Origin of the sequence: Vibrio sp. Sgm 5 (genome assembly GCF_026241575.1) — a bacterium.
Lineage (GTDB): Bacteria > Pseudomonadota > Gammaproteobacteria > Enterobacterales > Vibrionaceae > Vibrio > Vibrio jasicida.
In genome coordinates, this window is sequence record NZ_JAPHPY010000013.1 from 87,000 (window position 1) to 111,845 (window position 24,846).

Annotated in this window: 21 protein-coding genes; 11 read left to right on the forward strand and 10 right to left on the reverse strand. The window is 44.5% G+C overall.

The window, feature by feature from the left end; all coding sequences use genetic code 11:
- Nucleotides 1-21: 21 nt before the first annotated feature.
- Both OQJ86_RS09800 and OQJ86_RS09805 read right to left on the reverse strand, forming a co-directional pair.
- A complete protein-coding gene (locus OQJ86_RS09800) occupies nucleotides 22-1,014 on the reverse strand; it encodes a Gfo/Idh/MocA family protein (protein ID WP_171374532.1) in 993 nt (330 codons plus the stop codon).
- A 51-nt stretch (nucleotides 1,015-1,065) separates the two neighbouring features.
- Nucleotides 1,066-3,702, reverse strand: a complete 2,637-nt coding sequence (locus OQJ86_RS09805; RefSeq protein WP_105067350.1) for a hybrid sensor histidine kinase/response regulator — start codon at nucleotides 3,700-3,702, stop codon at nucleotides 1,066-1,068.
- Nucleotides 3,703-4,333: 631 nt separating this feature from the next.
- Between OQJ86_RS09805 and OQJ86_RS09810 the strand changes: the two genes are divergently transcribed.
- A complete protein-coding gene (locus tag OQJ86_RS09810) occupies nucleotides 4,334-5,767 on the forward strand; it encodes a glyceraldehyde-3-phosphate dehydrogenase (protein ID WP_039974968.1) in 1,434 nt (477 codons plus the stop codon).
- Between the two features lie 257 nt (nucleotides 5,768-6,024).
- Complete coding sequence (locus OQJ86_RS09815) at nucleotides 6,025-6,246, forward strand: hypothetical protein (protein WP_005442428.1); 222 nt, start codon at nucleotides 6,025-6,027, stop codon at nucleotides 6,244-6,246.
- A gap of 158 nt (nucleotides 6,247-6,404) precedes the next feature.
- Here the strand turns inward: OQJ86_RS09815 and OQJ86_RS09820 are convergent, their stop codons facing one another.
- The 4 genes from OQJ86_RS09820 to OQJ86_RS09835 form a co-directional block, all read right to left on the reverse strand.
- The gene (locus OQJ86_RS09820; protein WP_005433441.1) at nucleotides 6,405-7,019 is read right to left on the reverse strand and encodes a LysE family translocator; all 615 of its coding nucleotides are present in this window, start codon (nucleotides 7,017-7,019) and stop codon (nucleotides 6,405-6,407) included.
- A 108-nt stretch (nucleotides 7,020-7,127) separates the two neighbouring features.
- Nucleotides 7,128-8,042, reverse strand: coding sequence for a LysR family transcriptional regulator (locus OQJ86_RS09825; protein WP_265987605.1), 915 nt, complete (start codon nucleotides 8,040-8,042; stop codon nucleotides 7,128-7,130).
- Nucleotides 8,032-8,409 (reverse strand): nuclear transport factor 2 family protein, encoded by a 378-nt coding sequence (locus tag OQJ86_RS09830; RefSeq protein WP_038877641.1) that lies wholly within the window; start codon nucleotides 8,407-8,409, stop codon nucleotides 8,032-8,034. The genes OQJ86_RS09825 and OQJ86_RS09830 overlap by 11 nt, the downstream gene beginning before the upstream one ends.
- The gene (locus tag OQJ86_RS09835) at nucleotides 8,406-8,861 is read right to left on the reverse strand and encodes an Lrp/AsnC family transcriptional regulator (protein ID WP_038877644.1); all 456 of its coding nucleotides are present in this window, start codon (nucleotides 8,859-8,861) and stop codon (nucleotides 8,406-8,408) included. Before OQJ86_RS09835 ends, OQJ86_RS09830 begins: the two co-directional genes overlap by 4 nt.
- Before the next feature lie 176 nt (nucleotides 8,862-9,037).
- On the opposite strand from OQJ86_RS09835, the gene yjeH reads away from it, so the two are divergent.
- Nucleotides 9,038-10,300 carry an L-methionine/branched-chain amino acid transporter gene (gene yjeH, locus OQJ86_RS09840; RefSeq protein ID WP_104037155.1) on the forward strand — a complete coding sequence of 421 codons (1,263 nt, stop codon included), beginning with the start codon at nucleotides 9,038-9,040 and terminating at the stop codon, nucleotides 10,298-10,300.
- Between the two features lie 11 nt (nucleotides 10,301-10,311).
- Here the strand turns inward: yjeH and OQJ86_RS09845 are convergent, their stop codons facing one another.
- Entirely contained in the window at nucleotides 10,312-11,745 is a 1,434-nt protein-coding gene (locus OQJ86_RS09845; protein ID WP_104037154.1) for a PLP-dependent aminotransferase family protein, read from the reverse strand.
- Between the two features lie 80 nt (nucleotides 11,746-11,825).
- Here OQJ86_RS09845 and OQJ86_RS09850 point away from each other — a divergent pair, with 80 nt between their 5' ends.
- Entirely contained in the window at nucleotides 11,826-12,482 is a 657-nt protein-coding gene (locus OQJ86_RS09850; protein WP_265987606.1) for a pyridoxamine 5'-phosphate oxidase family protein, read from the forward strand.
- On the opposite strand, the gene OQJ86_RS09855 is transcribed toward OQJ86_RS09850, so the two are convergent.
- Together OQJ86_RS09855 and OQJ86_RS09860 are read right to left on the reverse strand one after the other, a co-directional pair.
- A complete protein-coding gene (locus OQJ86_RS09855) occupies nucleotides 12,463-13,785 on the reverse strand; it encodes an ATP-binding protein (protein ID WP_104037153.1) in 1,323 nt (440 codons plus the stop codon). The two genes, OQJ86_RS09850 and OQJ86_RS09855, sit on opposite strands and share 20 nt — an antisense overlap.
- A 2-nt stretch (nucleotides 13,786-13,787) precedes the next feature.
- Entirely contained in the window at nucleotides 13,788-14,480 is a 693-nt protein-coding gene (locus OQJ86_RS09860) for a response regulator transcription factor (protein ID WP_039974976.1), read from the reverse strand.
- A gap of 371 nt (nucleotides 14,481-14,851) precedes the next feature.
- On the opposite strand from OQJ86_RS09860, the gene OQJ86_RS09865 reads away from it, so the two are divergent.
- Entirely contained in the window at nucleotides 14,852-16,387 is a 1,536-nt protein-coding gene (locus OQJ86_RS09865) for a hypothetical protein (protein WP_104037152.1), read from the forward strand.
- Nucleotides 16,388-16,399: 12 nt separating this feature from the next.
- Entirely contained in the window at nucleotides 16,400-17,089 is a 690-nt protein-coding gene (locus OQJ86_RS09870) for a hypothetical protein (RefSeq protein WP_104037163.1), read from the forward strand.
- Between the two features lie 70 nt (nucleotides 17,090-17,159).
- Here OQJ86_RS09870 and OQJ86_RS09875 read toward each other — a convergent pair whose 3' ends face one another.
- The gene (locus OQJ86_RS09875; protein ID WP_104037151.1) at nucleotides 17,160-18,161 is read right to left on the reverse strand and encodes an AraC family transcriptional regulator; all 1,002 of its coding nucleotides are present in this window, start codon (nucleotides 18,159-18,161) and stop codon (nucleotides 17,160-17,162) included.
- Nucleotides 18,162-18,268: 107 nt separating this feature from the next.
- Between OQJ86_RS09875 and OQJ86_RS09880 the strand changes: the two genes are divergently transcribed.
- From OQJ86_RS09880 to codB, 5 genes are all read left to right on the forward strand, one after another.
- On the forward strand, nucleotides 18,269-18,595 hold the full coding sequence (locus OQJ86_RS09880; RefSeq protein WP_005433326.1) for an MFS transporter: 327 nt from the start codon (nucleotides 18,269-18,271) through the stop codon (nucleotides 18,593-18,595).
- On the forward strand, nucleotides 18,595-19,818 hold the full coding sequence (locus OQJ86_RS09885) for an HlyD family secretion protein (RefSeq protein ID WP_104037150.1): 1,224 nt from the start codon (nucleotides 18,595-18,597) through the stop codon (nucleotides 19,816-19,818). The genes OQJ86_RS09880 and OQJ86_RS09885 overlap by 1 nt, the downstream gene beginning before the upstream one ends.
- 101 nt (nucleotides 19,819-19,919) lie before the next feature.
- Nucleotides 19,920-21,242, forward strand: coding sequence for an ABC1 kinase family protein (locus tag OQJ86_RS09890; protein WP_045423681.1), 1,323 nt, complete (start codon nucleotides 19,920-19,922; stop codon nucleotides 21,240-21,242).
- A gap of 74 nt (nucleotides 21,243-21,316) precedes the next feature.
- On the forward strand, nucleotides 21,317-22,663 hold the full coding sequence (locus OQJ86_RS09895; RefSeq protein ID WP_038867331.1) for a magnesium transporter: 1,347 nt from the start codon (nucleotides 21,317-21,319) through the stop codon (nucleotides 22,661-22,663).
- Between the two features lie 938 nt (nucleotides 22,664-23,601).
- A complete protein-coding gene (codB, locus tag OQJ86_RS09900) occupies nucleotides 23,602-24,840 on the forward strand; it encodes a cytosine permease (protein WP_038867329.1) in 1,239 nt (412 codons plus the stop codon).
- Nucleotides 24,841-24,846: the final 6 nt, after the last annotated feature.

Genomic DNA, 24,846 nt, shown 5'->3' on the forward strand with positions numbered 1-24,846 from the left:
GAGAAGTTGAACGAACTAACCTCAACTAAGTAAAGACATCTTATCAGCAGGGAAAACCACGCCAGTTTGCCTTCTTACTTCGGTCAGTACTTTTGCAACGGTCAATGAACGCTGCTTCATTTGATCATCCATCACACCCAGTTTAAGTTGTTTAGCAAAGGCTTGAGCTTCATAGAACATGTGGTTCTCTTCTTGCGGCAGCGTTAGGACTTCTTTATCTTCACCGCGCGGAATGCGTTCAACACCACGACCTGTCGCAATCATATCGACAATCACACTGCCCCGCTCACCTTGAAATTCACTTGGAATGAGTGAATCACTCACCTTAGAGTGTAATAGGTTCACATTAAAGCCATCGTACGCCAGTGTTACGCTGCCACAACCATCTACGCCTGATGATAAGATGTGAGCACTTGCTTGAACACTATTCGGCTCACCAAACAGTTCAATCGCAGAACCAACACAGTAATAACCAATGTCCATGATTGAGCCATTAGAGAACTCTGGGTTGAAGGTATTTGGGTTTTCACCGTTTAGGTATTTCTGGTAACGAGAGGAGTATTGGCAGTAGCTAATCGTTGCATGACGAATAGGGGCAATCGTCGGTAGGCTGTCTTTCAACACTCGGAAGTTTGGTGTGTATGGCGACATGAAGGCCTCGAACAGCACCACGCCATTTGCTTCTGCAGCCTTAAACATGGCTTGTGCCAAAGGATAGTTAGACGCCATGGGCTTTTCACAAATGACATGCTTACCAGCGTTTAGCATTTGAATAGCTTGAGGCGCATGAAAAGAGTTAGGACTAGCAATGTAGACCGCATCGATATCTGAGTCTTTACTTAAGGATTCTAAACTATCGTAATAAGACGCTGCGCTATAAGGCTCACCAAACGAACGTGCCTTATCAATATCACGTGAATACACCGCTTGTAGGCAAAATTCTTTACTTTGAATGGCCGCTTCAACAAATTGTTGGGAGATCCAGTTAGTTCCAATAACAGCAAGTTTGAACATGTTACTTCCTTTTCATTATCGTTCGGTAGCCATAGGGCCCATCAGAGCGATTTAAGCAAGCTTTAGTTCATTAAACAACTCAAATAGTTGGTTCGATTTGTAAGGTTTCGGTAAGTATGCATCCATACCCGCCGCAAAGCAGTTCTGAATGTCTTCCTCTAGTACGCTCGCGGTCAAAGCGATAATGGTGATCTTATCGCTGCCCACTTCTTTTTCCCAACGACGTATCTCTTTTGTGGCGGTTAAGCCATCCATCACAGGCATCATGCAATCCATCAGAATCGCATCAAATTGCTCTCCTTTTGTAATGGCTTCTAATGCTTCTTGTCCATTACTGGCAATTAAATAATCGTAGCCCGCTTTATCAAGAAAGAAACTGGCAATCTTTTGGTTCATCAAATTGTCTTCTGCAATCAAAATCCGGCGATGAGTTCGAGATTGGTTAATGTTATGAATGACAGCCGACGCCGTGACATCGTAACTTTTATTATTCTGTTCGACTTGAGCAAGCTCATCAATGGCATGTCTGAAGCGATTACCAAGGAAGGGTTGAGTCAACACCGCATGAATGCGCTCTGAGTTGGTATAGGTCGTAGTGAGATGATGCTGACAAACAATGATTCGACTCACATCGACATATTTCTCTAGTTCATCGATGGCCGAGTCCAACGTACTTTTACCATCATGGCAGTAAAAAATGACTTCAGCTTCTCTTGAAGAAAAGGTCAAATCATCAATGCGCTTAACCTCTGAAAGTTGTATTCCTGCTAAACGGCATTCTTTAACGATTTGGTCGGTGTAAGGGTATTGGTCTGTGATGAGTATGCCCGTTCGAATTAATTCTGAACGCCAACCAACTATTGGTAGCACTTCTACCTCGATTGAGAATTCGAAATGGGTTCCTATCCCTTTCGATGATGTCGCGGTTAATTTGCCGCCCATCATGGCAACCAATTGACGACAAATCGCTAAGCCTAATCCAGTACCACCAAACTGACGCGAGATGCCTTCATCTTCTTGGGTAAAAGGTTCGAAGATGGTATTCAGTTTGTCTCGCTCAATGCCTACCCCTGTATCTGTCACTCTAAACGTTAAGAAAACGCTCTTTTGCGTCGTCGATTCTTGGTAATCAACATCGACAGAAATGTGTCCTTCATGAGTAAACTTCACCGCATTCGAGACTAGGTTCATGATGATCTGTTTGATGCGGTGATCGTCGACCATAATGCGCGGAGGAATACGTTCATCCAGGTTAATGTTTAGTTCCAGTTGCTTGGACGTTGCTTTAGATTGAAACAAAATCATTGACTGATAAACGACCTCGCGAATGTCAGTCTCGATTAAGGAAAGCTGTAAGTGACCAGATTCAATTTTCGATAAATCGAGAATGTCGTTCAGAAGAGTCAGCAACGTATGAGACGAAGTATCGATATCGGTTAAGACTTCTTTCTGATGAACTGAAAGGTCACTTTGGGACAGAATCTCCGTCATCCCAATAATGCCATTCAATGGAGTTCGTATTTCATGGGACATGCTGGCAAGGAAAACTGACTTTGCTCTGTTAGCCGAGATAGCTGACTCTTTGGTTTTTAGAATCTCTTCTGTCTGTCGGTTTTGCTCTTCCATCATACGATTGACTTGCTGCGCGAAAATGGTGAACTCATCATTACCATCAACGGCCACTTTCTCCCCTTTAACGTGTTCATGGATGAGCGTGTTGAGAGAGTGAATGATAGAGTCCAGTTTGCTGTGCACTCGATACCAAGTACCAAACCCCAGCCAACACAATAAGACGATGATGACCATGACTCCCGACGTCATCAGCGTGATGCTTTGTTTTTGCGAACTGACTTGTACTAACAATGCACTCTCGACTTCTTGAGTGAACCCTGCCGTCATTACTTGTAAGCGTTGTACGCGGTGGTCAAGGTCTCTAAGGTAAGTTACATAGTCCGATTGCGATAACTCACCTACCATCAAACGCCCACGAGCTTCAACGCTAGAAAGATAGCGCGGCGATGTGTACAGGCCCAGTAGTTTCTCAACTTGCTCATTTGAAGCCCCCAACTTTATGAACCCTTCCAAACTTTGCTGCTGCCGCTCAATTGATTGGAAAAACATGCCTTGATTGGGCTTACTCTCCGGCTCTAACACCAAGCGATAGGTCAGCCACGCCTCTTTTTGCGTCCAATAAGAAAGCTGTGCGAGGTAAGCTATGAAGTCTTGCATCCAATGCGCTTCGTCACTGTCAAATAGATGGTAATGCTGAACCAATGCCTCAGACATCTCCTGTAAGAGTCGAAATGACCAATCTCCTGCATCCACACTGTCCTTTATGTCGCCGGAGATCACATCTAGCATGGCTTGCTTTAAATCATTGGAATATTCCACTGTGTGACTGTTTTGCATGAACTTGTCGTAAATCGCGAGGACTTTGTCTCGTTGAACTTTGACTTCGATCGGAAGAGGTTGCTCTTCTCCATATTGATGACGTTCTTTCTCCATCTCATACACAAAGTGGGATGCTTCAGAAATCAACTTCAAGCCTTGAATATTACTGACGGTTTGGTTGAGTCTGGCGACTCGTTGAGAGTTAATAGAAAATTGGTGAACGGCGAACACAGAAATAACCACCGCAGGTAACAGTGCGAGTAGAGCTAAACGTAATTTTATAGAAAGTTTTATCATCCGTTCGCCCGAGTTAAGAAAAGGCCCTCGAATTAATACTAGACTACTTTCATAGATTGAATATGAACTTATGCGAAGGGTTTTATTGGCGCTTTTGCTTCGCTTATCTGCTCAAATAGGCAAAAACAACACTTAAAGCCCTTTGTTGCACCAAGGTTAACCGAACAAAAAGTGTGACTGCTTGCAAAATTTTGCAGCATCATTTTTAAACAGATTTGGTTAAATCGACATAGACCATTGGTGAACCCTAGACGGTCATTAAAAAGTTGATAAGACGTTTACCATTTTCGTGTTAAAGAATACAAACATCACAAATTCCAAATGGTAACTATCATTGTTGCAACCTTTCTATTTGAGATGATCCTTTATAGTCACGAATTAAGTTTTATATTTGTAAAAAGTCAATCCCCATAAGACCCTGCCTTAGTCACATTAATCAACTAATCAAAAGACGATTTGCCACACTTTAAGCTGGATTTATTTTTCCTAGCAGAATAAGACCTCAGCCCGTACAATCCGCACACATAATTATTACAACCCAATTACATAACACCCTCACTTCACGCTCTACCGTTGAGGTAACAGCTGAAAGTAAGGTCAGCCCCCAAAACGTGAAAGGTCCGAAACAACAATGAGTCCAGAGAAATATCTCCAAGACTGGCAAACAAGCCAAACGATTGCTGAATCTATTTCCCCTCTTATTGGTAAGCTATATCGTCAAAAAGGAATTGAAGTAGTTCTTTTTGGTAAGACACTTATCAACGCCACCACCATCGACATTCTCAAAACTCACCGCATTGCAAGACGTTACACTGGAAGTCCTCTATCTCTTGAACAAACCATGCCGATCATTCAAGCGTTGTGCGAAATGAGCATCTCATCTTGCCGTGTTGATGTTGGCCAGCTTGCTGGTATGTACTGGAAAGATCACGAAGACACCTCTGCCCTAAACGACTTCTTGCACACAGCTTTGCACGGTGCCCGTGATGCTGATTCTTCTTTAGCGGCTCGTGATGTGGTTCTTTATGGTTTCGGTCGCATTGGTCGCCTATTGACTCGCCTCTTGATTGAAAAGAGCGGCCCAGGTTACCCACTTCGTTTGCGTGCGATTGTGGTTCGTGGCGGTAAAAAAGGCGACCTTGAAAAACGTGCGAGCCTATTGCGCCGTGACTCTGTACACGGTCAATTCAATGGCAGCATCGTTATCGATGAAGAGCGCAAAGCCCTCATCATCAACGGCAACTACATTCAAATCATATACGCAAACAACCCAAGTGATGTGGACTACTCGGTTTACGGTATTAACGATGCACTTGTTGTTGATAACACCGGTGTTTGGCGTGATGCAGAGGGACTAAGCCAACACCTAGCATGTAGCGGGGCAGAAAAGGTGCTGCTTACTGCGCCAGGTAAAGGTGAAATCAAGAACGTCGTATTTGGTGTGAATGAATCTGTGATTCAAGAAGATGACACCATCATCTCTGCGGCGAGTTGTACAACCAACGCCATTACACCGGTCCTTAAAGCGTTAAATGACAAGTATGGTGTTCTTTCGGGTCATATTGAAACGGTACACTCTTATACCAACGACCAAAACCTCATCGACAACTTCCACTCTGGCGATCGTCGTGGTCGCAGTGCCTCTTTGAACATGGTTCTCACTTCAACAGGTGCTGCGAAAGCTGTCGCAAAAGCACTGCCTGAACTAGCTGGTAAGTTATCTGGAAACTCGATTCGCGTCCCTACTCCAAATGTATCAATGGCTGTTGCAAACCTAAACTTAGGTGAAGATGTAGACCGTGATTCACTGAACGACTACCTGCGTGAAATGGCGTTAAACTCAGAGCTTTCTGCTCAAATAGATTACACAGATTCGACAGAAATCGTATCAAGCGACCTAGTTGGATCTCGTCACGCAGGAGTGGTGGACGGACAAGCGACCATCGCACAAGACAAGCGTTGTGTATTGTACATCTGGTACGACAACGAATTCGGTTACAGCTGCCAAGTTGTGCACTGTATGGAACAAATGATGGGTGTTCGTTACCAAACATTCCCTCGATAAGGTGAAACCTTGCTCCACAACGTTAACCACAATAGGTAACGAGTAGCACCTCAGCATTTGTTTTTAATAATAAGCGCCCCGCGCATTACTAATAGCTCTTCCCCGTTTATACGCCTGATGACCTCAGGCGTTTTTTCGTTTTTAAGACTCTTTGACATTCCTCAGACATTAATTAACCAACTTGAACGCTATATTCATGTTTCGTTCATGTTCAGAGCACTAATATGAACCCATAGATTGAAAGAGAGGTCATGATTATGAATCGAATTATCGTTACTGCACTAGCACTGATTACTGGCTTTTTTACTTTGGTATTTAGCCTAATCATGGCGATTCCTTTGACCATCGCAGCCCTGATCACTGGTAAACGTATTGAAAAGCGCGTGAAGCAAATGCAGCAAGAAATGCATGAAGAATATGAATTCAATACGGGCAAATCCGACGCGATTGAAGGCGAGTTTGAAGAAGTTCGTCGCTAACGCTTCTGAAGGTTCCACACTCCCCCTATGTTCCTGAGCAACCTTCTTTGCTGACATCCTATCTCGTTAAGAGTTAGGATGTTTTTTTGTATGCCATATACAAAAAAGGCTACCATCGCGGTAGCCTTTTTACTTTTTATACAATGCGTTCGACTTGGTTAAATCGTCACAACCACTCGCACAGCTAATAGCATTAAGACGATGCCGGATAGTCGGTCAATCAGCACTGCCTTTGAGCGAATACGGTCAACAACGCGCGAATTAGACAACACCAAGGTAATAAAGGTGTACCACAAACCATCGACAACAAATGGCGTCGCGACGATGATCATTTGGTTGCTTAGATCGTTACCAAGTGCAACAAATTGGCTGAACAATGCAATAAAGAACAGTGCGATTTTCGGGCTTAGAATCGAAATAAGAAAACCTTCTCGCGCCGATTGTAAAACCGTCGTCTCTTCACCAGATTCTAGCTTCGCTGCTACACCACCTTTTGAACGTAAAGCATTGAAACCGAGATACGCCAAGTAAGCTGCACCTGCCAAACTGATCGTCTTAAATAGCAACGGGCTTTGTTGAAGTACCACTGCCAAACCTATCAAGGTAATGAACGCATAAATACCAATACCAAACGCGTGCGCCCATGCGGTAGCCAAACCATTCACGCGGCCACCAGCTAACGAGTGCTTAGCAACAATCGCTAAGCTTGGACCTGGCGACATTGCCCCTAATAAACACACGGTAAAAAGTGATAACCAAACTGTTAGTGTCATAAGAATCTCCCCTCTTTGACGCTAATCTATCAACGGAAAAGGTATAATTAGAAATCAAAGTTTTTCATACTAATCATGATTTCAAATCATAACCTAATAAGGCATTTATTATCGGATGGAATACTCTGAGATCTGCATGACCAAACGAATCTCTTCGCGCACCCATTTATGCGCTGGATCGGTATCGTATTTTGGATGCCACATTAACCAATACTGATGAATAGGCGTTTCGAGAGGCAGTGCTTTATGGGCTAAGTCCCAATGCTTCGCAAGATTGACCGCAATATGCTCTGGAACCACCATCAGATGTTCACTAGAAACTAAGCGATTGATGGCAGCAGAGAAGAAAGGCACTTTGAACGTAATATGACGTGTTTGCCCTAGTTCTCTTAATGCTAAGTCGGTGTACGAATCTTTGTCCCCACCACCCGTAACTTTAATGTGAGAGTAAGAAATTAAATCTTCAACACTGATACTGTCTTGCTTTGCTAACGGATGAGAAGCTTTCATCAAACAAACTGATGAGTCTTCACCAATCTTCACACTGGATACGCCCTGAGGCTTCTCTGGATACATGGAAGATGCGATATGGATGCCAGTCTCATGAAGCTTATCTAGAAAATCTGGCTGCCACAGTCGGTACGCCATATCTAAATGAGGAGCAAAGCCACTCAGATGAGAGGCAATATCAGGGAGGACGTATTGGGCGACATAATCACTCGATGCAAATACTAACTCCGCTTTCCAATCCTCAGGTTCAAAAGGCTTGTCATCAAGAAGGTGATCGAATTCTGCTAACAAGTCATCCAACTTCTCTTTAAGAAGTAGCGCTCTTGGTGTTGGAATCAGTTGGTTACCCTGTCGAACCAATAAAGGGTCGCCGCACAATTCACGTAACTGCGCTAATTGACGGCTTACCGCCGATTGGGTGATGTGCAAACGCTCAGCAGTTCTGCTCACATGGCACTCTTCAAGTAGGACATGTAAAGAGCGCAGTAGATTCAGGTTGATGTTATTCAGCACGCTCAACCCATTGAGCACGCCAATCTGCCGCGGCGTAATCTTCCGGCCAGTATTCCACTTGTTTGCAAATCAGGCCATCACGGACAGTATGAAAAGTAATTACCCTATCCGAACGTACACCATCGCTAACGATCACATCGGTAACGACTTGATCAGCATCAGCCACGATGCGTTCGATAGTAAAGGTCCATTTCCCGTCCGCAGGATAAGCTGAATTGAGCTCTGCAAAGTTTTTTCTACCTCGAATCACTTCTTTAGTTAATGGCCAAATCACGGCGCAGTCAGCTGACAAACACTCTGCCGCCGCATAGAAGTCATTGCTTGCCATTACGTTCCAAAAATTGAGGACGATGTCTTTTTCGTTCATTTTACAAACTTACTCCCTGTGGTATTGAAAAACTCCGTTAACACGGTATGTGTCATCACGTTACGAAGCTCTGGATAGCTTTGGATATAATCTCGAATCTCGTTGAGACGCGCGATATTAGGCACTTCGACAAACAGCATCATATCGGTTTCACCACTAATAGCGTGACACCATTTAACACCATCGATTTTATACAGGTCATTAGCGTAATTGTCGCAATGATGGCTAGAAGCGGAGGTATCAAATTTGAGTGCCATGTAAGCACAAATCGTCGACTCTTTAGATATCGCAATATCGGCATGATAGCCAAGGATGACTTGGTCATTTTCAAGCTTTTTGATCCGAGCTGTCACAGCTGAACGTGACAGGCTAACTTGCTCTGAGATTTCAGTAATAGAGAGACGGGCGTTCTGCCGTAATAGGTCTATGATCTGATGATCAAATTTGTCCATAACATCACCAAGCTTTCCTTAATTTTGCCATTCTACTCAATTACAACTTATTGAAAACCGACAATTTGCGGTTTATCGGCAAAACAACCGTCATTTTGACGGTCGACAACATCATTTTGCTGTGCAGAATTTAGATATGCTTGTGGCTCGCATTACCTAGACGTTCAGAGGTCGTTATGGAACAACTCAAAAAAGACATTACGCTGATATCCGGAATCGGTCAGCTCTCAACTACCTTAATGGGCACGGGTCTATTTATGATCCCAGCGATTGCCGCTGGCATTGCAGGTCACTTCTCACTTTGGGCTTGGATTATTTTATTCATTGCCATTTGCCCTATCGCGCTTACCTTCGCTCAGTTAGGCAAACGCTATCCAAGTGCTGGTGGTACAGCATTTTTCGTCCGTAAAGCCTTTAATAGTAAGCTAGAAAGCAGCGTGGCGTGGTTGTTCGTTAGCGTTATTCCTGTTGGTGTGCCTGCTGCTGTCGCACTTGCTGCAGGCTTTTTACAACAACTGTTACCAGAGTCCATTAGTAATCACCTTTTCGCTCAAATTCTCACGGTCGCTCTGTTAATGGTGGTCAACTTGCTCGGCACAAAATCTTCTGGTCGCTTACAAACCATTATCGCACTGAGCATTTTTGCTCTGGTCGGTGCATTTCTGTGGAAAGGCGATGTTGGTTCTGCCGATTTAACCATGCCTGTCATTACGATGGATTCAACTTGGTCGATTGCAGCGGCTTTGGGCGTGATGTTCTGGTGTTTTGTGGGAATAGAAGCTTTTGCTCATATGGGCGAAGAGTTTAAGAACCCACAACGGGACTTCCCGATTGCCATCATCGTTGGTTGTTTTGTTGCAGGAATCACTTACTGGACATGTTCGGTCGTCATTCTAAAATTTGGTGCTTACGGCAATGCCCAATTCGATAGTGCATCGATCCCTTGGCTGAGCGCCCACCTATTTGGTGAAAACGCTAAATGGATAATCAGCGTGGTTGGCTTTTCTGCATGCTTTGCCAGCGTAAACCTTTATACGCAAAGCCTTTCTCGAATGGTATGGGCGCAAGCAAGAGAACATAAACCAAATAGTGCGATTGCAAGAGTATCTGTGCGCGGTGTACCCGCAAATGCCACTCTCGTTGTTGGTGTTATTTTGCTAGTTTCGTGCGTTATTGGGTCACTATCTGGTTTAGAGCTGGAGTTTTTCCTCAAACTCGCGAATGGTATTTTTGTTCTGGTCTATCTATTGGCAATGCTTGCTGCTTACAAATTGCTACAAGGTTGGGGAAAGATCCTCGCGGGCATTTCTCTTGTGTTGTGCACCGCGGTATTCATTTGTTTAGGTTGGTCTATGCTTTACGCCGTTACTATTTTTGTCGTGCTCTCTTTACCGTGGAGGCAATGGCGAAAAAAGCACATTAGACGGATAACTGAATAAGACCCTACTCCTTATTCAAACAACTGAGAGAGTTGCTCAACCAACGCATCAATATCTACTAACGCGACATTGCCATAGCCTAGTACAGCGCCTTGCCAATCTCGCGTTCTAAAACCTGAATGCTCATAAAAACTCATCGGACGCAGCACAATACCTTTTGACTGAGCGCGCTGCGTCCATTCATGTTCATCAATTCCCTGCTGCCACTTTAAAGTAATATGGAGACCAGCAGCCTGACTGATCACCGCAACTCTATCGCCAAAGTGCTTTTCAACCGCCAAACACATTTGTTCATGCTTAATTTTGTACAGTCGGCGCATTTTTCGGATATGACGCAATAACCCACCTTCAGTGATAAAATCTGCCAACGCTTCTTGTGCGTGCGTAGGTGAATCACCACTTAACGCATCTTTAACCACCAAACATTGTTCCACTAAACGTTCAGGAACCACAAGGTAGCCAAGCCGCAATCCGTTAAACATCACTTTACTGAAAGAACCCACATACAACACGCGATCATCTCGACCCATTTGAGCCGCTAGCCCTTGTAGGCTGGTATAGGGGCGATGAGCAAACTGGAATTCGCTGTCATAATCGTCCTCGATGATCCAACGTGATTGCTCAACTGCCCAGTTGATGATCTTTCCTCTTTGCTCGGTATTGAGTGTGGTGCCCATCGGATATTGATTGCTTGGGGTGATATACAGCGCATCGGCATCACTTGTGATCACCGCTTCCACATCAAAACCTAGTTTCTCTCGTACGAACAAAGGCTCAAATTGATACTGCTGAAATTGAATCAACTTACGCATTTGTGCGTAGCCCGGTTGCTCCATCAGAACCTTATCACTTTGCTTGAGAACAACCATCGTCGCAATCGACAACGCTTGCTGAGCCCCAGAGGTAATAATGATGCGCTCTGGGGAGCAATTCACTGAGCGGCTTGATGCAAGGTAGTCAGCTAAAGCACAGCGTAATACCCAACTGCCCTGAATATCTTGATTGCCGAGCAAACAGGATCGGGAGAGATGGCGAGCAAGTAACTTTTGCCATTGCGCCATCGGAAACGCCTCCAAATCAGGCACCCCCGGAGCAAATGCACGGTTAATATCAAAGTTGGTTTTCGGTGATGAATCCATCTTCTTTAGACGCAGTTCAGGTAGGTATTGCTCAGGCAATTCTACGGCGACATAAAAGCCTGAACCTTTTTGACTATTCAAATACCCTTCCGCCACTAGCTGCTCGTAGGCAGAAATCACGGTATTCCTGCTGAGATTAAGCTCTTGTGATAGTTTTCGTGTAGAGGGTAGCTTGCCATTCTTCGCCCACAATCCTTGAACAATCTTCTCGCGGATAGCAAAAAACAACGCTTGCTGACGCGTTCCATCACTTTCTTTTAAATGCAGGTCACCGATATCAATCAAAGACAAACTGGATCCATCCATTAGTTAAAACTGGCTCTCTTTAAGCTACCAGTTAAACGCTACATTGCAATCAAAGATTGAGGAGCAAATAAGGAGAGAAAATGTTATCCAATACTAATAGAACGGAAATTAAGAAAGGCGTACATAAAGCCGTCTCTGATGTTAGCAAACTGCACGCCATCATAGATGAAAGCCTGATCGCTCATATTGCAATAACAAACGAGTCTGGCCCTGTAGTCATCCCCATGTTGGCATGGCGTGTCGATGATTACGTGTATATCCATGGTGCCAACAACAGTCGATTGTTACGCTCACTCAAACAAGGAGTGCAAACGTGCCTTACCTTTACTTTGTTTGATGGTTGGGTATTGGCTCGAAGTGCGTTTCACCATAGCGCGCATTATCGTAGTGCCGTGGTCTTTGGGCAATTTGAGATGGTGGAGAATAACCTAGAGAAAGACAGGTTACTGAATCACCTTATCGAACAGATCGCTCCGGGGAGAACGGAAGAAGTTCGTTTGAGTAATGAGAAAGAACTCAAAGCCACCATGCTACTGCGTATTCCACTGACCGAAGCATCGGTAAAAATAAGCAATTTTGGCGTCAACGACGATTCAGAAGACATGGATATTCCCGTTTGGGCTGGCGTATTACCGTACCGAACGGTTGTAGGCCCACTTGAACCGTGTAACGATTTATATGAGGGTATTCAATCGCCCGATTACCGCCAAGCCTACCCTAATCGCTGGTCGGAATAAGCACGGTAAATCGCGCGCCACCTAAGTGACTTTCTCCAACAGAAAGATCCCAGTGGAGCAGCCTCGCGGCGCTGGTTGTTATCGCGAGGCCCAACCCGAATCCTTTGATATCAGCGTTACGGCTTTTATCCAATCGAGAAAACGGCAAAAATATTTCCTCTCTTTTCTCTTCTGGTATACCAGGCCCATCATCTTCAATATCAACTATCCAAAAATGCTCAACCTGTCTCAGCGTCACAGTCACATTACCGTCACCATATCGCTTGGCGTTTTGCAGCAAGTTATCAATAACCAAATTTCCTAGCGTCGGTTGCAAACCAATCATAGGGTCTTCTTTTGCTTCTTCAGCCAACAACAGCACTGCCCCTAAATCATGATAGTGCAGTCGATGTTTTAGCCATTGAGGTAAGTGCACCAACTCATACGTTTCGTTCATCAAATGATTATTCGAATTCAATCGAGATAACATCACAATATCGGAGGTGAGATGGTTGACTACGTCGACATACCGTTCAATATCATCATGCAATTCAGCTTGCTGCGCCCCCTCACAACGTCGTGCTAAATCGGTCGCGAGCTGAATACGGCTTAATGGTGTACGCACTTCATGAGGAATAGCTTGAGTGAAAATCACACTCTGTCGAACCTGTCTTTCAATGTCTTCCGCCATGGTATTAAAACCACAAGCCAATTCGCGTATTGGAGCGGAGAAATCCTTTAGCTCAACGCGCTTACTCAGTTCTACCGCACCAAACTGTTGTTGAGTCGCAGTTAAATGACGAATCTGATTTTCCAACTTTCGAACCGGAATATAAACCATCACGCCTAAGCTAAGAATCACGGCGATAATCAATGTTACGACGAAGATGATCTCTGAATCCTCGTCCCAATCTATATCGGGACTGAAAAAATCACCTTTCTCTTTAAAGACTAAGCTTTCTGATGTGTTGGGCAGAGGAAAAACGGCGGCGTACAACGTATCATCAACCAAATAAACGGGAATACCTTGTAAGTGATACAACAATTCGCAATGGTGGCACGGTGCTGAGCCATCCCAATCATGAAGCAAAGTCAGGTCGAAGATAAAGAAATCTTGTTTTCCTTTTTCGGTGAGGTTTTTGTAAAGCGAGTCTTCTGTCCCACGTTGCTCTATGTACTGATCAACAAAGTAAGCGCCGTCTTCAAGGAATATCCCCACTTCCGTTTTACGCATGAACTCTTCGCCCATAAAAATAAACAAAGTGATCGTCAGAGCTAACCCAGAAATGATACCTACGTATAAACGAGTAAACGTCGAGAACATCGTTATTTACCCGTCAGCATGTAACCTCGGTTACGGACAGTTTTAATGGTAGCAGTATGAATATGGGCTTTGGAAAACTTCTTTCTTAAGGAAGAGATTCGCATATCAATCGAACGATCAGTAATGCAATACTCGATGCCTCTTGCTAATCGACAACAAGATTCCCGCGAGACAGGTTTATCAACGTTAAGCATTAACAGTTCGAGTATTTCAAACTCAGAGTCAGTTAAGTCTATATCTTGTTCCAAATAGAAAGCTTTAGAACGGCGAGTACACAAGTCAATTCCGTAACGGCTTAATTCCACGGTTTCAACCATGTCCACTTGACGACGATACCGACGCAGAGCAGCTTCAATGCGAGCGAGAAGGATATTGCCTTTAATCGGCTTGGTTAAGTAATCGTCAGCACCGAATTTGAGCAGGCTAACTTCACTCATTTCATCATCAGTTGCCGTCAACACAATAATAACACCCTGATAAAAACCGCGCGCTTCTTGGCAAATCATCGCGCCGTCTTTACCGGGAAGCATAAGATCGAGTAAGACTAAATCAGGTTTAAACGCTTTGATGCTGTCTAACGCATTCAAGCCATCATCAACAATAGTGACAAGATAGCCTTCTGCTTCTAGATACATCTTGGTTAGTCGAGCGATCTCAGAGTCATCCTCTACGAGCAAGATTTTATTGCTAACCATGATTTATTCACTCCATCTATAAAACAGAAGAAGTATATCGTCCGATTTGTAGGGTGCAACCCACTCTATTGACACTTTTTCCTACAAGAAATGCCTTACAAACACTTACAAACCATACATTTATAAAAACACGCACAGCTAATAAAACCAGAAATGGAATTACCAACCACACAATTAGAATTAAAAAGTTTTTTAAGCTAGAACTTAATACAAACTCAACACATAAATCCATTACTGTTTTAGATTAGTCGAATTAAAAACCTTACAAGAATTCATTCCTAACAGTTATGACTTCATTTGCCCATATAGACAGAAAATCCTGTTACTCATAGATTCTCGGGCGAACCTTCAGTCAGTGAGTAATACAAAAAATGAAATTCGCTCAATTATCCCCTTTGGCAATATTGTGCGCGGTAAGCCTTACGGCTTGCGGTGGTAGTGACTCCAGCTCGAAAACATCGAAAACGACTACGCCACCAGCCCCAGTATTGAGCACCGTTATCATCCCTAATGTCGTTTCTACAGCGTTTCCTACTGAGTTGAAGGTAGCTGCTGATGCTGGCTTCACCCACTATGTAAAAATCTCGCTTTCTGAAGCCAACAATGATGATGCATTTCATATTGTTGCGGTTGACGATGGTGTGAACAATGAAAAAATCTTTCGTGCCGCAAAAATTATCCAGCACCTACTCACAACCCAACCGAATTCTAAATACGGTACCGACAAATCTCGCATCGCTAAGACACTAGCAGCACGTGACGCGACATTGATGTTGACTAAAAACGACGATAAAAATGATGAGATGCTGACAAAAATTTTCGTCAGTGAGCTTATTCGTCAAGGCAAGTTGAACCACGCAATTGCTGATTCAGGTCTAACGCACACTTTTGATACCAGTTCTTTAGAAAAGTTTGTGGAAGACATGATGGCACTTAGCGAAGAGGACTTAGATTCACTTGTCGATTCGATTGCAACAACCTTAATGAACAGCGCAGACACACCAAACTGGTTGATGAACAGTCAATCTTTAATGTATCGCGAATTGACCGTTGAAGGCGATTGCCATTACATGAGCAACTTTGCCGATTACTGCGCTAATCTGGGTGAGCATGCTGACCGAGACGCTGCTTTTGAAGAGATTCTACATTTGGTTCAAGCGCAAGGCATTGCGCCTAACGCGTCGACTTCGTCACTGCAAAACGGCATTCAAGCACATGCACTGAGTATCTATTCCGATATGCAAGCTGGCAAGCCCACCGTGTGGCGTCCTACACAAAGAGACTGGGAAGATTGGGAGTCGGACGACTTCGACCCGGAGCGTGTTAAGAAAACCGGCCCTTCTTACTCTCATGAATATTTTGCTGCTGCTTTTGAAGCTTACATGGGTGTAGCAAAAGCAAACGGGCAAGGCCTAGACGGCTACCAAGCTTTAACGCGTGAGGAAATGCAAAGCCAAGACCCGCAAGCGGTTGATTGGATTAGCGGCTTATTCCACGGATATTTGCAATACACCGCGAACATCGACTCTGCTGGCGTCAAACTCTACACGGAGAAGACGAATCCAGGCACAGTGCCTACCTTCCGTATGGCACCAAACAAAGACGATTTGGTAGAAGCATACACCTACAAATCTCAGTGGCTCACAAAGGTAAAGATCGTTGGCGACCAAGCAATCAATGTCATCGGTAACGATCAAGACAACACCTTCGAAGGCAACAACAAAGATAACAGTATTTACGGTGAAGGAGGCATCAACACCTACATCGTGCCACACAAACTGGCGGAATGTATCGTTATCAAAGCGAAGAATGTAACTGTTGAGTGTCCTAGCACAGGCTCTGATGAGTTGTACGACATCCAAAATATCAAATTCACCGACCAAACTTTAGACGTAACGAAGCTATAAACAATGAAAAACATGAAGAAACTTACTCTACTTGCTCCCCTATTCCTTGTTGGCTGTGGTGGCCTTGCCGTCATGGATCGTACTGATGCAGTAAAAGTGCAACCAGAAATGTTAGTAAAAACCGACGGCGATTTTTGGGGATTCGGAGCCGATGGTCGATTTGATTTTGCCGGTAAGTACAAAGGCAAATACTCGCGCAGTGCTTCGAACTCAAGCTGGTTCAATCGCATCTCGTTCAAAGAAGGCGCAATGGGTGCAGAAGTGACTCGCGTAGACAGCGGCGAAACCTGGTTACTGAGCTGCACAGGTGGCGGTATGTCAGTGAACTACATGGGTGTTGATTTTGGTGGAAAGGACCCTTACACGTGCCAAATCACCCAAGACGGTGTCAAAGTCGGTGAGTTTGCAATGAAGCCAAAATCGGCACTGATCGATATCAGTCTAGAAAAGAAAGAGACTGGCAGGGTTCGCGTTGGCAACACGCATTTCAACGTAGAAACCGTGCACACAAGCCCTGATTCAATGATGGCGGTAGATATTCCATTGGGTTACAGCTTCAAGCAAGGCACACAAGAAATTGCTGCGGTACAAACCAACGGTACAATCGCAGTGCAAATGCTTCCCGAGCTTAGCGATCAACAAAAAGACGTGGTGGCTATTGGTGCCGTTGCGAGCGCACTGAGCTGGCGTCCCGAAGAATAAGCGCTTAACAACATAGAAGAACCAAAGCCCTCAACCTAGAGGGCTTTTTGTTAATACATGATTTGTCACGCTATTTTTCTAGGCGCGCCGCGTACTGCTTTGGCGTCAAACCACGATGTTTTTTGAACATGCGATTGAAACTCGCCACATTGGTATAACCAAGGCGTACAGAAATATCATCAATACTTACGCGTTTGCTCAATAACCCTGCCGCAACATTACTCAATACATAGCCTGATACCGTCGAGAAGTTGAGCCCTAATTTGTGCAAACGGCGTTGAAACTGCTGATCAGATAAACCAAGTAGAGAAGACACTCGCTCTAACGTTGGTAACCCGTAATGACTGCTGTAGTGCACCACTTCATATATCACTTTCAGTTCATCTTCTGGATCGGGCATATTGAGCAAGTCATCCAAGTCGGAAAAGCTCATCGCTAAACGGTTGTCTTCACGATGAGTTACCTGCCGAGAAGCAAGACGGTCATCACCGTTAATCCATATTTCTGTCTTGGGTTGGCTCCAATCGATATCGCACCCGAAATAATCTTTATACAAATCATGATTCTTCCTTGAACCAGAAACCAATACGCGAAGCGGTTTATAATCTTTACCTAGAAATTCTCGAAGAATTTTAATGATAAAAATGGCGCTACGAATACTATCGTGAACCTTTATGTTGGTATCAATAAAGGGATTGTCGTACGTCCACTTAATGATCTTGCCCGATTGTGCTCCAGCAAAGAACGCCCCAGACTGAAGGTTACTCACGCCATAGTTCACACGTCGAATCGTGCTGGCTAGATCATTACCAGAAAACAACCAACGCCCAACAGGTCCAAGTTTTTGCAAATCGATATCTCGGCTGACATTCAATATTACGTCTGGATCACCACTCATCCTTTCAATCCGTTGATACCATTCACTGACCGCTTTCAACGGAATCAAGGTCATAGGGTTATGGAAGACTGAAGACGGAATCCCAAGCTCATCAGACGTCAAATTGTATTTAGATAACGCAAGGTTATGCATGTTTAAAATGCCCATCGCGCGAATGAATCGAACCGTTTTCATAACCAATCACATCAAAATTCATCTTGTAGTGATTGAATGTGTCACAAAGACTCATCCATTTCAATTCCTGCTCAAAATAAGCCAACAGTTTGATAGAGGAGTGTTTAATGAGTTTACTGAGTGTCCCATTTGTCGGAACAGGCGCAGATACTGCGTTACATGTTGTCGCTGCCGTCGTTTTAATCGCGAGTGTTGCAGGCGCGTGTTACGGCTTTTGGAAAATCCATGAGTTGCCTATTAATAAGGCGCACAGCAAGGACCATCATCAGATAGGGCTTATCACTGCCCTCACCTGGATAGGATTTGTCTGGCACTGGGTATGGGTGCTAGCCGTGATCTTTGCATTCGTTGATATGGAAAAAGCCATCATCAATCTGCGTGATACATGGAAAAGTAAACCGCAAACAGAAACACAGCCACAAGAGGAGGCATAATGTTAGAAGGTTTAGCGGTATGGGCACTCTTCATCTATCTGCTCCGTTTAGTCGGTATGCCTTGGAACAAAGCGACCAAATCGTTCGCTTACCTTGGCGGTTTGGGTTGGCTGATGTTCGTATGGGTGGGCTTGATTAACTTCACTCCGATGGATTTGTCCGGCGGTTCAGTGGTGCAATCTCCTCATGTTCAATTGCGCCCAGATTCAACTAACGTGAAGGGCAAAGTTGACCACATATACATCAAGCCAAATCAACAAGTTGAGAAAGGTCAGCTCATTTACGAACTCGACCCAACGCAATATGAAATCGCACTGAATCAAGCACGTGTATCGGCGGACTCTGCCAAAGTGGCTCTGGCAACAGCGAAAGGTGACATCGCCATAGAAGAAGCGAACCATGAAGCGCTTGTTCAAGATTTAGAAACATCAAAGAGTCAGTTGGAAGCAGCGAAAGTTGACCACAAATTGCAGAAAAAGATGCTCGATCGTTATGTTGAGCAAAACCGAGTGGTGCAAAACACCATCACGGAAAGCGACATTGATAAACAATCGAGCACTGTCGATATGGCTCGCCATAACGTGTTGACGCTTGAATCTCAAATAAAGAAGAAACAAGTCGATATCTCACGTGCAAAGTTGGCGATTCATAAAGCGGAGTTAGCGGTTGAGACTAAGCAAGCAGAATTACGCCAAGCCAATGAGCAAATTGCAAAAGCACAATGGGACTTAAACAGCACCAAAGTGCACGCACCAAGCGATGGCTTTGTGACAAACTTTATCCTCCGTGAGGGTCAGCGTGTATCGGCGATGCCACGTATCAATATGTACACCAACGAGAAGTACGTACTGATGCGAGTAAATCACCAAGCGATTCGTAACGTCAAACCGGGTCAACCTGCGGAATTCTCCTCTTCGGTTTATCCAGGTAAGATCTTCTCAGCAACCGTTGAAGGTATTGTTGAGGCAACAGGTGAATCACAAGGTAACTTAATGGGTTTCGATGACTCTGTTCGCGTGACAACTGGTAAAAACTTGCAGAACAAACACCACTTTGTTCGTCTTAAGATTGATGAGTCAGAAGGCTACGACATCCCTGTGGGCTCTGTTGGCCTCGCATGGGTCAGCGGTGAAAAACCGATAGGCTTCATGGCCTTCTTAGATGTGATCCGCGGGATCATCATCCGAATGAAGTCTCAACTGTACTTCTTCTACTCTATCTAAACTCACAAACCGCCAGTTCCGCTGGCGGTTTTCTTTTCATTTGTATCCAAGCACGTACTTTTCCCGTATAACAATTGGTTAGTAAACAACGGAGAAGATTCATGTCGGCAAAGGAAAGAAGCCTACCCACCCATCGCATCTCAAGATTCAGCAAGTTCGCTTCACTTGCTACCCGTGTCGCAGGCAATGTGATTGCAGAAGGCACGAAGCAGATCGCCAAAGGCAACAAACCAAAAGCGAAAGACCTATTGCTGACGCCGCAGAACATCGCGCGCTTAACCGACCAACTAGCGCACTTACGTGGTGCTGCAATGAAGCTCGGTCAAATGCTGTCAATGGATGCTGGTGATGTTTTAGAACCTGAACTCGCCGATATTCTCTCCCGTCTTCGCTCCAACGCAGACCCAATGCCAGCAAAGCAACTGAACGGCGTCATGGAAGGTTCGCTTGGTGCTAACTGGAAAGCCGAGTTCCTCTCCTTTAACTTTAAGCCTATTGCCAGCGCCTCAATAGGACAAGTGCATCAGGCTTATAGCGATGCAGGTGATAATCTAGCCGTCAAAGTGCAATATCCGGGCATAAGAAAAAGTATCGATAGCGACGTCGATAATGTCGGCACACTACTCAAAGTCGTTGGGTTGATTCCGGAGTCCGTCGACTACAAAGGACTGCTCGAAGAAGCGAAAAAGCAACTGCATGATGAAGCCGATTACGCACGAGAAGCGCAATTTGCCATTCGTTATCATGACGCTTTGAAAGAGCACCCTCATTTTGTTGTGCCAAAGATCCATACTGAAAGTTGCTCCGATTCCGTTCTCGCGATGGAATTCATTGATGGTAGCCCGATTGAGCAAATTGAACATTATGATCAGAGCACGCGAGATTTTGTCATGCATAGCCTACTCGAATTACTGTTCAGAGAACTGTTCGAATTCAAGATGGTACAAACCGACCCAAACTTTGCTAACTACTTATATATCGAAAACACTCGTCAAATCGGCTTGCTAGACTTTGGGGCGACTCGCGAATACAGCGAACGGTTCAGTACTGGCTACCGCCAAGCCTTTGCATCTGTCGTGAATAATGACGAACAAGGCTTGAATGACGCGCTTGAACAGATTGGCTTCTTCAGCCAAACCATCCTGCCAGCACAGCGCCAAGCAATTCTCGACTTAGTTAAAATGGCGTGTGAACCCATGTTGGTTGATGAACCTTACGACTTCAAAGCCAGTGGCCTAGCTCAGAAACTCCGAGAAGCCGGCACCATTCTAAGCATGGAGCAAGAGTACTGGCACACCCCACCAGCGGATGCACTATTCCTGCACAGAAAAATCGGTGGTATGTACTTGCTCGCCGCTCGTATTGGCGCAAAAGTAAACATTCGCCAACTGGTCTCACCTTACCTACAGATTATTGACGAATAGGCTATTGTTTTTCTGCTACTTTCGAGTACCTTGATCCGCTGCCTATAAGAATAATCTGACTGTCGGGGTGCTCGTTGAGTAAGTTTCAAGACCTTTCCACTCTAATTGAACAAATTGTCCAAGCAGAAGAAGCGGAGCAAATCACCGCTCTCAATGATTCTATCGAATGCGGCCTCGAACCCGGTGCGGTTGCGCTGATTCTCGAAGCCTTTCCGATCGATGATCGTGTGAGATTGTGGCGCGCATTACCTATGGAGTTGCACATCGATGTACTAACAGAAATGCGTGCAGAAGTACGTCTTTCGATCATCGAAGCACTTTCTGAAGTTGAGCTAAAGCTTACCTTAGCCAAGCTAGATAACTTATCTCTGATCGAATGGGCGGATTCTCTGCCTGAAGAGTTTATCAATGAAGCGTTAGAGTTGATTGAGAAAGATGAACTCGACCTCTACGATCAAGCCAACGAATACGAAGACGAAGAACTTGGCCGCTGGGCTGAGCGTAAGATCATCACTCTCCCTTTTAATATCACGGTTGGCAAAGCTCGACGCCTAATGGAGCGTTACAGTTACGACACACCGCAGCAGGTGTATCTCATCAACCGTAAGAAACAGTTTCGTGGCGCGGTGAACTACTATGAAATCTTGCGTAGTGAGGAAGACGTTCGCCTTAAAACCTTAGCGATAGAAACCGTCACAGTACTCGACAGTAAAATGGAATTGTCTGAGGCCGTAGAAGCGTTGGAGCATAGCCCCCTGCCAGCGTTGCCAGTAACGGATACCGACCAAACCTTAATCGGTGAAGTGGATTGGCAATTTGCATTAAGCACGCAGCGTGAAATATACGAAGCGCGTTTAATGGCTGGTACGGGTATGGATGAAGGCGATGACTTATTTGCTCCGGTATTAAAAAGCTCTCAAAAGCGTGGGGTTTGGCTGGGCATCAACTTGCTAACCGCTATTTTAGCCTCTGTCACTATCGGGTTGTTTGAAGACGTTATTTCACAAGTGGTTGCTCTCGCCGTTCTCATGCCAATCGTTGCCTCTATGGGTGGTATCGCGGGCAGTCAGACACTTACTCTTATGATTCGCGCTATGGCGTTAAACCAGATCACTCCGGGTAACCGTTTTGCACTCTTGAAAAACGAGCTTGGTATTGGTTCTTTGAACGGCTTACTTTGGGCGCTGATCATCGGTGGGCTGGCGGGTTTATGGTTTCAATCAACCGTACTGGGCGGCACCATCGCATTAGCTATCATCGTAAATATCATAACAGCAGCCCTATTTGGTGTTTTGATCCCTATCGTACTTGATAAATTGAAACTTGATCCTGCTTTAGCTGGTTCCGTCATTTTGACTACCGTGACAGATGTAGTCGGCTTCTTCGCTTTTTTAGGAACAGCAAGCCTAGTAATGTTGTAAAAACGATTGCTCTAGTTAATTAATTCATCATTAGCATTATAATTACAAATTGCAAAACGAAATTGCATTTTGCAATAAGTGAGGGATTTTAGGCAACCTATGTCACAGAAACCGCGATTTTTAGGCGGTTATAAAGTTGGCACACTAACTGCATTAGTATGGATGACCCTTCTTAAGCCGAGGGTCACCTAGCCAACTGACGTTGTTAGTGAACTCAACTTGTTCACAAGTATATAAGCCAATCGCACTCTTTGCGGTTGGCTATTTTTTTATCTGTACTTTGTACATTCACCTTCACTTCCGCTCCAGCCTTTCAGAACTCAACTATCTCTCATAGAAAATACTTTCTAGGCGGGCATAAATGCTCATCAACCCAGTTCGTTTCCATTACTTTCTATCTTCTTTTGTATCAGAAAATCGCTATTTCACCATTCCACTATTGACCAACGCGTAACCAACAAAAAAATACAACCGATTACATGAAGGAAAATACAAACAAAAACCACTTAAAACAATCAACTCAGCAACATTTGAACGCTAAGGCATCATAATTACATTCAGCTTCCATAATTTAAGTTTGATTTATGGACAAAGTAGAACACCCACTAAAAGAAAACGGTTGCTTTTGATGCCAAAAAACCAACATTTCATACATTCATAAGCAAACATACAAAATCAACTTAAATACCACCACAAACCAAATGATACCGATTTCATTACATATTTACCCACCGTAGATTGTAGAAACTGGAATTTTTTCATTCCATAAATAAATTATAACCTCATGTTTATAAAGGAATTAAAATCATTAAAGCGTAAAGTAAACGTTTAAATGACAAAAAACTCATTGACTATGAGATTTACATCACGATAATACGCGCCGTTTGCCCAGAAATTGGGATCGATAATTAGTTTTAATTTTCTTTGCGGAGGTAAAAATGGCTGCAGACAATAACTACAGTCTAGGACCAGTTCCTAACAGTGCCAGAAAGGGCGTTGCTTCATTAACCATGGTTATGTTGGGACTCACTTTCTTCTCCGCAAGTATGTGGACGGGCGGTTCGCTCGGTACTGGCCTTTCTTTTGACGATTTCTTCCTCGCTGTTCTCATCGGTAACCTCATCCTCGGTATTTACACTTCCTTCCTCGGTTACATCGGCGCTTCTACTGGTCTCTCTACTCACCTCCTTGCTCGTTTCTCTTTTGGCTCTAAAGGCTCTTGGCTTCCTTCCGCACTTCTTGGCGGTACACAAGTTGGTTGGTTTGGTGTTGGCGTAGCGATGTTTGCGATTCCAGTGAACAAGGCAACAGGCATCGATACAAACACGCTTATCATCATTTCTGGTCTACTCATGACCGCAACGGTTTACTTTGGTATCTCTGCACTTATGGTGTTATCGGCGATTGCAGTACCAGCAATTGCCCTACTAGGCGGTTACTCGGTAGTGGAAGCAGTAAATAGCGTTGGTGGCGTAGCAGAACTTCAAAAAGTACAACCTTCGCAGCCAATCGATTTCTCTGTCGCTCTTGCTATGGTCGTAGGCTCATTTGTCAGTGCGGGTACGTTAACCGCAGACTTCGTTCGATTCGGCAAAAAGCCAAAAGGCGCAGTGATGGTCACCATGGTGGCGTTCTTTATCGGTAACTCACTGATGTTCATCTTTGGCGCAGCTGGTGCAGCGGTAACGGGTCAATCAGACATTTCGGAAGTAATGATTGCACAAGGCCTTCTTATCCCAGCCATCATCGTACTTGGCCTGAACATCTGGACAACTAACGACAACGCGCTTTACGCCTCAGGCCTGGGCTTCTCCAACATCACTGGTTTGCCAAGTAAATACATCTCAATGGCGAACGGTTTAGTAGGTACATTGTGTGCACTATGGTTGTACAATAACTTTGTAGGCTGGTTAACCTTCCTATCGGTTGCAATTCCACCAATTGGTGGCGTAATCATTGCGGATTTCTTCATGAACCGTAAACGTTACACAAATTTCGCAGCAGCAGAGTTCCAAACGGTTAACTGGGCTGGCATTATCGCTGTGGCGATTGGTGTTGCAGCAGGTCACTTCCTTCCGGGTATCGTGCCTGTGAATGCGGTACTAGGCGGCACAATCAGCTACCTGATTCTAAATCCTATTCTTAATAAAAAGACACTGGCACAGCAGCCAGCGTAAGGAACC

What these genes read in the sequence shown, in the direction of transcription:
- OQJ86_RS09830 (WP_038877641.1), bottom strand. Translation starts at nt 8,409, where the DNA reads ATGAACGAAAAAGACATCGTCCTCAATTTTTGGAACGTAATGGCAAGC.
- OQJ86_RS09865 (WP_104037152.1), top strand. Translation starts at nt 14,852, where the DNA reads ATGAAATTCGCTCAATTATCCCCTTTGGCAATATTGTGCGCGGTAAGC.
- OQJ86_RS09870 (WP_104037163.1), top strand. Translation starts at nt 16,400, where the DNA reads ATGAAGAAACTTACTCTACTTGCTCCCCTATTCCTTGTTGGCTGTGGT.
- OQJ86_RS09875 (WP_104037151.1), bottom strand. Translation starts at nt 18,161, where the DNA reads ATGAAAACGGTTCGATTCATTCGCGCGATGGGCATTTTAAACATGCAT.
- OQJ86_RS09820 (WP_005433441.1), bottom strand. Translation starts at nt 7,019, where the DNA reads ATGACACTAACAGTTTGGTTATCACTTTTTACCGTGTGTTTATTAGGG.
- OQJ86_RS09815 (WP_005442428.1), top strand. Translation starts at nt 6,025, where the DNA reads ATGAATCGAATTATCGTTACTGCACTAGCACTGATTACTGGCTTTTTT.
- OQJ86_RS09810 (WP_039974968.1), top strand. Translation starts at nt 4,334, where the DNA reads ATGAGTCCAGAGAAATATCTCCAAGACTGGCAAACAAGCCAAACGATT.
- OQJ86_RS09805 (WP_105067350.1), bottom strand. Translation starts at nt 3,702, where the DNA reads ATGATAAAACTTTCTATAAAATTACGTTTAGCTCTACTCGCACTGTTA.
- yjeH (WP_104037155.1), top strand. Translation starts at nt 9,038, where the DNA reads ATGGAACAACTCAAAAAAGACATTACGCTGATATCCGGAATCGGTCAG.
- OQJ86_RS09880 (WP_005433326.1), top strand. Translation starts at nt 18,269, where the DNA reads ATGAGTTTACTGAGTGTCCCATTTGTCGGAACAGGCGCAGATACTGCG.
- OQJ86_RS09855 (WP_104037153.1), bottom strand. Translation starts at nt 13,785, where the DNA reads ATGTTCTCGACGTTTACTCGTTTATACGTAGGTATCATTTCTGGGTTA.
- OQJ86_RS09890 (WP_045423681.1), top strand. Translation starts at nt 19,920, where the DNA reads ATGTCGGCAAAGGAAAGAAGCCTACCCACCCATCGCATCTCAAGATTC.
- OQJ86_RS09860 (WP_039974976.1), bottom strand. Translation starts at nt 14,480, where the DNA reads ATGGTTAGCAATAAAATCTTGCTCGTAGAGGATGACTCTGAGATCGCT.
- OQJ86_RS09850 (WP_265987606.1), top strand. Translation starts at nt 11,826, where the DNA reads ATGTTATCCAATACTAATAGAACGGAAATTAAGAAAGGCGTACATAAA.
- OQJ86_RS09845 (WP_104037154.1), bottom strand. Translation starts at nt 11,745, where the DNA reads ATGGATGGATCCAGTTTGTCTTTGATTGATATCGGTGACCTGCATTTA.
- OQJ86_RS09800 (WP_171374532.1), bottom strand. Translation starts at nt 1,014, where the DNA reads ATGTTCAAACTTGCTGTTATTGGAACTAACTGGATCTCCCAACAATTT.
- codB (WP_038867329.1), top strand. Translation starts at nt 23,602, where the DNA reads ATGGCTGCAGACAATAACTACAGTCTAGGACCAGTTCCTAACAGTGCC.
- OQJ86_RS09835 (WP_038877644.1), bottom strand. Translation starts at nt 8,861, where the DNA reads ATGGACAAATTTGATCATCAGATCATAGACCTATTACGGCAGAACGCC.
- OQJ86_RS09885 (WP_104037150.1), top strand. Translation starts at nt 18,595, where the DNA reads ATGTTAGAAGGTTTAGCGGTATGGGCACTCTTCATCTATCTGCTCCGT.